The organism is Kitasatospora sp. NPDC088346 (genome assembly GCF_044740765.1).
GTDB lineage: Bacteria > Actinomycetota > Actinomycetes > Streptomycetales > Streptomycetaceae > Kitasatospora.
Window position 1 is genome coordinate 1 of sequence record NZ_JBIURH010000131.1, and the last position, 4,032, is coordinate 4,032.

General features: G+C 70.7%; 1 protein-coding gene and 2 pseudogenes. All 3 read left to right on the forward strand.

What is annotated here, in order from left to right; genetic code table 11:
• Nucleotides 1-95 (forward strand): annotated as a pseudogene (locus ACIOFR_RS41840) (ATP-binding protein); the annotation flags it as partial.
• A 368-nt stretch (nucleotides 96-463) separates the two neighbouring features.
• Nucleotides 464-3,952: a nitrate- and nitrite sensing domain-containing protein gene (locus tag ACIOFR_RS41845; RefSeq protein ID WP_401006027.1), complete on the forward strand. Its 3,489-nt coding sequence runs from the start codon at nucleotides 464-466 to the stop codon at nucleotides 3,950-3,952.
• Between the two features lie 10 nt (nucleotides 3,953-3,962).
• Nucleotides 3,963-4,032, forward strand: a pseudogene (locus tag ACIOFR_RS41850) (roadblock/LC7 domain-containing protein); the annotation flags it as partial.

A 4,032-nucleotide genomic window follows, 5' to 3' on the forward strand; every position in this document is an offset into this window, starting at 1 on the left:
CCCCGATCATCGCCCTCGACGCCCGCCGTCGCGACAGCGCCAAGAGCGCCCTGATCACCCTCGTCGAACACGCCCTGCTCGCCAGACTCCGCTGATCGCCGAGCCCCACCCGAGTGAGGTTCGGCACGTGCCCGCCTTCCGCCCCTTCCGGCGGAGGCGGGCACCGGCGCAGTGGTGCATAACAGTTCGGTAGGCATTTGGAGATCACTAGTGACACACGGTGATACATCCGATTCAATATGCGCGGATGACCTTGCGTTTTGCCACCGACTGCCCCTTAATGTCCAATTTGCTCGTGCCTGGCCGGGTACGGAGAGCTGTTTGTCCCCCATCCCTGCACGTGCTGAAATTCCAGCTACCCCGTAGTCACCCCTGGCAGTTCCACCCAGCAGCGGGCTGCGGCCACCGGGGGAAGCCGCTGGATTGATCCATGGCCGCCAGTCGGTCGAGAGGTTGTTGTCGAGTGAGGCGTAAGCAGCCAGTCACCCCGCAGCGCTCCGAGCCCCGTCAGAACGAGCCGGGCGGAAGCGGCGGCCAGGTGCCCCCCGCCGGGTTCTCCGCGTTCACCCCCACCGAGGAGCGTCCGGGCAGTGGCCCGGCCGGCGTCCTCGGCGGCGGAGCTCCGCAGCCGGCCGGTTCGAGTGCGAAGAGCCCCGGTCCCGAGGAGCGGCGGACGAGCTCCGGCCGTTACGAGTTCCTGTCCCCGCTGAACTGGCGGGTGCCGACGCGACTCGTCGCGATCCTCCTGATCCCGGTCATCATCGGCCTGGTCTTCGGCGGTCTGCGCGTCAACACCTCGTTCGACGACTGGGTCAAGGCCGACCGCGCGCTGAAGACCGCGGCCCTCGCCCGGGCCGCGACCCAGCTCGCCGACGCCCTGGAGAACGAGCGCGACCTGACCGCCGCGCCGATCATCATCGGCAACGACACCGAGGGCACCGTCAAGAAGTACCGGGCCCTGACCGACCAGGCGCTGGCCGCGTACAACTCCGCCTTCTCGAAGGTCAAGGACGACGCGACGCTGGCCCGGCGCAACGAGGCCTTCCAGCAGCTCGTGGTGGACCTCCCGCACCTGCGGGACAACGCCTACAAGAAGGAACTGTTCGCGACCGCCACCCAGGGCGCGTACTCGATCATGTTCGCGCCGCTGCTGGCCATCGACAACTCCGTCGGCTTCGGCAGCTCCAGCGAGACCAGCCGCGGCCGCTCGATCTACGCCATGTCGCTGGCCAAGGCCTCGGCCTCGACCCAGCGCGTGCTGATGCTCAACCTGCTGGTCGGCATCGGCACCGGCGCGGTCACCAAGTACGAGAACATCGAGCTGATCCAGACCCTGCTGGTCTCCGCCAAGCTGGAGCAGACCGCGATCAGCGAGTTCACCACCGGCAGCACCTCCGCGGACGCCAAGGTCTACGCCGACGCCCTGGTCAACCAGGCCGCCGCCGACCTGCGCACGCCGCGCCGGATGCCCGGTGGCCAGGCCATACCGACCGTCCAGGGCCTGCTGAACATCGGCATGGCCTACTCGGCGGCCGCGGCGGCCGGCGAGTCCCGGGGCAAGGAGCAGGCCGCGGCGACCTTCCAGGCCGCCAAGGACGAGGGTCTGACCCCCGAGAACTGGATGCAGGCCACCAACGGCCACATCAGCGCCCTGCGCTCCACCGAAGTCGCCCTGCTCGACCAGGTCGTCGCCGGCGCCGCGAACATCAAGTCCCGCGCGCAGACCGACGCCATCCTGAACTCGGCGATCGTGATCGCGGCCCTCGCGCTGGCCGGTCTGCTCACCGGTTTCATCGCCCGCTCGATGATCCTCGGCATGCGCGTCCTGAACAGCGCCGCGCTGGAGATCGCCAACCACCGTCTGCCGGACCTGGTCGAGAAGCTCTCCAAGACCGACCCGGACCGGGTGGACACCTCCGTCGCCGCGATCCCGCTGTGGGGCAAGGACGAGATCGGCGAGGTCGCCCGCGCCTTCGACCAGGTCCACGCCCAGGCGGTCTCGCTCGCCGCCGAGCAGGCCCTGCTCCGAGGCAACCTGAACGCGATCTTCTCCAACCTGTCGCGCCGCAGCCAGAGCCTGATCCAGCGCCAGCTGGCGCTGATCACCGACCTGGAGAACAACGAGGCCGACCCGGACCAGCTGGAGAACCTCTTCAAGCTGGACCACCTCGCGACCCGTATGCGCCGCAACGGCGAGAACCTCCTCGTCCTCGCGGGCGAGGAGCCCGGCCGCCGCTGGAACACTCCCGTCCCGCTGGTCGACGTGCTGCGCGCCGCCTCCTCCGAGGTGGAGCAGTACGAGCGCATCGAGCTGGCCGGCATCCCCGAGGCCGAGGTCGTCGGCCCCGCCGTGACCGACCTCGTCCACCTGCTCGCCGAGCTGCTGGAGAACGCCACCTCGTTCTCCAGCCCGCAGACCCGGGTGCTGGTCAACGCCACCCGCCTGCCGGACGGCCGGGTGCTGGTGGAGATCCACGACAAGGGCATCGGCCTCACCGCCGAGGACTTCGCGGAGATCAACGAGAAGCTGGCCGAGCCGCCCACGGTCGACGCCACCATCTCCCGCCGCATGGGCCTGTTCGTGGTCGGCCGCCTCTCGCAGCGCCACGACATCCGGGTCCAGCTCCGCCCCTCCGGCGAGTCCGCGGGCACCACCTCGCTGGTGATGCTCCCGCAGGCGCTGACCCAGTTCAACGCGCCGCCGGAGCCGGAGGAGGAGTTCACGGTCTCCCGGATCTTCGCCGAGCAGGAGCCGAGCACCCAGAACTGGGAGCAGGTCGGCCAGGCCCGCAGCGCCGCCGAACTGGGCTTCGACGACCACCTGACCGGCCACGGGCAGGACGGCGGCTTCAGCCCCGCGCTGGAGTCCATGCAGCGCTCGCAGCGCCTGGAGCAGCGTCGCCTGGCGGCCCTGGAGGCCGGTCCCGGCGACGGTGACGGCGAGCCGGTCGAGGCCGAGCTGGTCGAGCCCCCGTACGGCGACGGCTACGGCCGTCCGCAGCAGGACGCGTACGGCCGGGACCAGTTCGCCGACGGCGGGCAGTACGCCCAGGACGGCTACGGCGAGTACCCGGAGTACGCGGACAACCAGTACCAGGACCCGCAGTACCAGGGCGGCCAGTACCAGGACCAGCACTACCAGGGCGCCGGTCACCAGGACGGGGCCTACGGCCAGGACCAGCAGTTCGCCGGCGGCGGCTACCAGGACCAGTACGGCCGCGAGCAGTACGCCGACGGCTCGTACGGCCAGGACGGCTACGACGGCCAGCAGTACGACCAGGGCTACCAGCCCTACGGCGGGGCCCCCGAGGCCCCTGCCGGGCACCCGTACGGCCAGGAGGAGCCGCCTGCGGCCCTTCCGAACGCCGGTGGCGGGACGCTCGGCTCGGGCCTGCCGCAGCGCCGTCCCGGCCAGCAGCTGGCCGGCAACACGCCCCCGGTCTTCGCCGACCAGCTCGGCGCCCAGGGCGGCGAGAAGCCGAACTGGTTCGCCGGGGCCAAGGACAGCGGCTCGGACAACGAGCAGCGCGGCCACCAGGTGTCGGCGCTCGGCGGCTACGGCCCGACCGGTCCCACCAGTTCGCCCACCACGTGGGAGTCGGCCAACGACGGCGACTGGCAGCGCGCGGAGCAGCTCCGCGAGCCGGCCGCCGGCGGGACGACGCCCTCCGGCCTGCCGCGCCGGGTTCCCAAGCAGAACCTGGTCGCCGGCAACGCCAAGCCGACTCCGCAGGACGGCCCGCAGGTCTCCCGCAACCCGGAGGAGGTCCGCGGCCGGCTGACCAACCTGCGCCGCGGCGTGGAGCAGGGCCGCAGTGCCGGCGGCGACCCGGGGGCCACCGGTAGCTTCCGGATCGATCCCCAGGAAATTTCCCAGCAGGGCCGGTCCGGCAACGGACAGCAGAACAGCAGCACCGATCTCTTCGGCGGCTCGAACCACCAGGAGCGTTGAGTTGAGTCAGATGAGCCAGGCCGCACAGAACCTGAACTGGCTGATCACCAATTTCGTGGACAACACCCCCGGGGTGTCGC